This is a genomic window from Micromonospora sp. DT4 (assembly GCF_049841675.1).
Lineage (GTDB): Bacteria > Actinomycetota > Actinomycetes > Mycobacteriales > Micromonosporaceae > Micromonospora.
Genome location: NZ_JBNCKT010000217.1, coordinates 602 through 3,953 on the forward strand (window position 1 = coordinate 602; position 3,352 = coordinate 3,953).

At 66.6% G+C, this 3,352-nt stretch carries 2 protein-coding genes; both read left to right on the forward strand.

The genetic code is table 11. The features are described 5' to 3' along the window. The first annotated feature begins 391 nt into the window (after nucleotides 1-391). Nucleotides 392-1,711, forward strand: coding sequence for an ATP-grasp domain-containing protein (locus ACLQ24_RS28810; protein WP_425894885.1), 1,320 nt, complete (start codon nucleotides 392-394; stop codon nucleotides 1,709-1,711). Between the two features lie 24 nt (nucleotides 1,712-1,735). Then, a complete protein-coding gene (purD, locus tag ACLQ24_RS28815) occupies nucleotides 1,736-3,049 on the forward strand; it encodes a phosphoribosylamine--glycine ligase (protein ID WP_425894886.1) in 1,314 nt (437 codons plus the stop codon). The last annotated feature ends 303 nt before the right edge of the window (nucleotides 3,050-3,352 follow it).

Here is a 3,352-nt window from a genome sequence, read left to right on the forward strand (position 1 = left end):
CGCGGCCGCCGGCGGCGGGCGGGGGGCGCGCCAGGGTGTGTGGGCCCGGGCTGCTCCCCGGGGGGGGGGGCCCGGGGGGGGCCCCCCCACGACGGTGCTCGCCCACCCATCCGGAGCAGCGATCTAACCTGCTCATCATCCAGTCGGTAGGGTCCTCCCACGCTGCTGAAAAGGTCGGTCGGCGTTGACATTTCGCACCGAAGGTGCGGATGCTTGCTTCCGGCGATGGTGCATTGATAGCGTCTCCCGGCGCAGGCATCGTCATGCAGGGTCCATTCTTGCCCTCGGTTCCTGATCGTGGCCATTGCGGCCACGGGCCGCTGGCGTCTCTCGCTACCCTGCTGAAATCACGATCCACCGTGACAGTTGCTTGTGAGGAGAGGTAATAGCCGTGACCCGCGTCCTGGTAGTCGGCTTCATCCGTGATGTGCTTCGCAATCTGGACAGGTGCCTGCCGCCCGGCAGCGTCGTCGTCATAGAAGAATCGGAAATCGTCCGAAGCCGCAATTTGGCCGACCGGGTGACCCAATTCCCGTGCATCGAAAAGCTGGTCCACGCCGATTACGTCCAGTCCGAAGAACTCGTCGCGGTCGGCCAGGCCGAGAACGCGCTCCGGCCCGTCGACGCGGTGCTTCCGGCAAGTGAATATGCGGTCCCCGGGGCGGCCGCGCTGGCCGAGGCACTCGGCCTACCCGGCGCCGGCACGCAGGCCGCCTCGATCTTCCGGGACAAGGCGATGATGCGTGCCACGGCTCAACGTCTGGGCATGCGCACACCGCGGTGGGCGGAGATCACCGACATCGCTGGTGTCCGGCGTTTCCTGTCGGCGGAGACGGGCGGCGGTGTACTCAAGCCGGCTGACCGGGCTGGGAGTGTCGGTGTCCGCCTGCTGGACGATCTGGCGTCAGCGACGGACGACTTGTGGGCCGAGGTGAGCGGCGCCGGTGACATCCTGCTGCCCGCGCGTCCGACCCGGCGGCGATTCTTGGTCGAAGAGCGCCTGCGTGGGCCGGAGTACAGCGTCGAAATGCTCGTGCACGAAGGCGAGCCGATTTTCACCAACGTCACCGCGAAGCTGGTGTGGCCGGGGGCCTACCCGGTCGAACGCGGCCAGAGCGTACCGGCAGACCTTCCCGCGGATGTGCGGACCGCCCTCACCGACGGCATGCGCCAATTTGCGAAGGGAACGGGCCTCGGCAGCGCCTTCCTGCACGGCGAGTGGATCGTCGACGAGCACGGCGTTGTACTGATCGAGTGCGCGGCCCGCACACCGGGAGACCGCATCCTCGAGCTCATCGAATTGGCATACGGCTTCAACCCGGTGGCGGAACTCGTTCAGGTGCTGTGCGGTAAGCCTCCGGTCATCGATGCCATTCCGCACCGCGCGGCGGCAATCCGCTATCTCCACACAGCGCCCGGCACGGTCGTCCGCGTCACCGGAGTCGAAGCCGCACGCACCATGGCGGATGTGACGGACGCGCAGGTGGACGTCGGCCCTGGGGACGAGGTGCTGCCTCTGGTCAGTTCGTGGGAGCGGTTGGGGTTCGTCGTCGCCGCCGCCCCCACCCTCGCCGAGGCGATGCAGTCCGCCGACCGGGCCGCCGCCGTGGTCACGATCGAAAGTCGCGAGTCGGTCACAGCCGGCATGCCCGATCAGGGCCCGCCACCCGCCGAGCGAGGCCCGGTTCTGTCCGGTGACAGCGGCCACTGAACCCGACCTCATTCTGGAGTGCCGATGAAAGTGCTGCTGATCGACAATTCCGGCCGCGGGCACGCGACCGCCGACCTGATGGTCCGGACCAACCCGGACGCCGTTGTTTACTACGCCCCCGGCTGCGACGCCATCACCACCGAACGCGTCATCTCCCGGCAGGACCTGACCCTGGGCGCCGTTGCGCCCATGGTCGACTTCGCCCGCCAGGAGAAGGTGGATCTCGTCCTCGTGTCCTGCACCTCGGCGCTGGCCGCAGGCTTCGCGGACGAATTCCGCCTGGCCGGCCTGCCCACCATCGGGCCCGGCAAGACAGCCGCCCGGCTGGAGACGAGCAAGGTCTATACCAAGCATCTGTGCGAGCGTTACGGCATCCCGGTCGCTGACTTTGCCTGCTTCGACGATCCCCACTCGGCATACGACTACGTCAAGTCACGCTCTCGCCCCGTCGTCATCAAGGCGGACGGCCTCTGCGGTGGAAACGGCACCTTCGTCTGTGACGACCTGGAGGCAGCCTCCGTCGCGATCGACACACTCATGGTCCGGCGAGCTTTCGGCGCATCGGGCGACCGAGTGGTGGTGGAGGACAAACTCCTCGGGCATGAGCTGCTCTTCTTCGCCATGGTCTCCGACGGACAGTGGCAGCTGCTACCCATGGCGGTGGACTACCCGTGGTCCGATGACGGCGACACCGGTGTCCTTTGTGGTGGAGTCGGCGCCTACTCGCCACATCCCTTCGACACGCCGTCGATCCGGGAGCTGTTCCGCCGGCAGATCCTCGCGCCGCTGCTGGACGCCATCGACAGCGAGGGTCTGGAGTACACAGGCATCCTCTACGTGGGTTGCATGCTCGTGGACGGCGACCTGTACCTGCTCGAGGTGAACGTACGCATGGGCGACCCGGAGGCGGAAGTCGCCCTGCCGCAGATCCGTAGTGACTTCCTAGCGACCTGTTGGGCGATGCACGAAGGACGTCTCGACCAGTCTCCGCCGATGGAACTTGATGGTCTGTGGTACTGCGATGTCATCGCCACCCAGGGTCCGACCCGGCAAGTGTCCAAGGGCCGCAACAAGGGCTGGTACAAGGGCTGGCCGTACGGGCGGTACGGACGGTACTACCCGATCAGCGGCATCGAGGACGTCGATACCGACGCCTGCCGGGTCTATGTCGGACAGGCAACGGTCCATCCGGAGAAGGGCCTCGTTACCGATGGTGGCGCGTGCATCAATGTGGTGGGTTTCGGTGCCACCAAGGAGATTGCGGCGACGAACGCATACGCCAACATCGGCAAGGTCAGCTTCGAGGGCATGCGCTACCGGACGGACATCGGACGGTAGCCCCTCCACGACCCGGGTTTCAGGGTGCTCCGACGTGAAGGGCTGGCGACCGCAAGAGCAACGACGCCGGTCACCACCGTCTGCGTCGGAGCCAGTCCCGATGCTCGGTCCTACTGGTTGCGGCGGCGGATATCGCCAGCACCTCCCGGTGCCGCAGCCTGCTCAGGAGCGGAGGCCGGGCAGGTTGCCGGGGTGCTAGGGCCTGTCTTGTGGATCATGGTTGGTAGGGTAGGAACATCACGGGTGTCCGGAGTGTTACCCGAGCGCTATGTCTGCACGATTCGAGCTCACCGATGCCGAGTG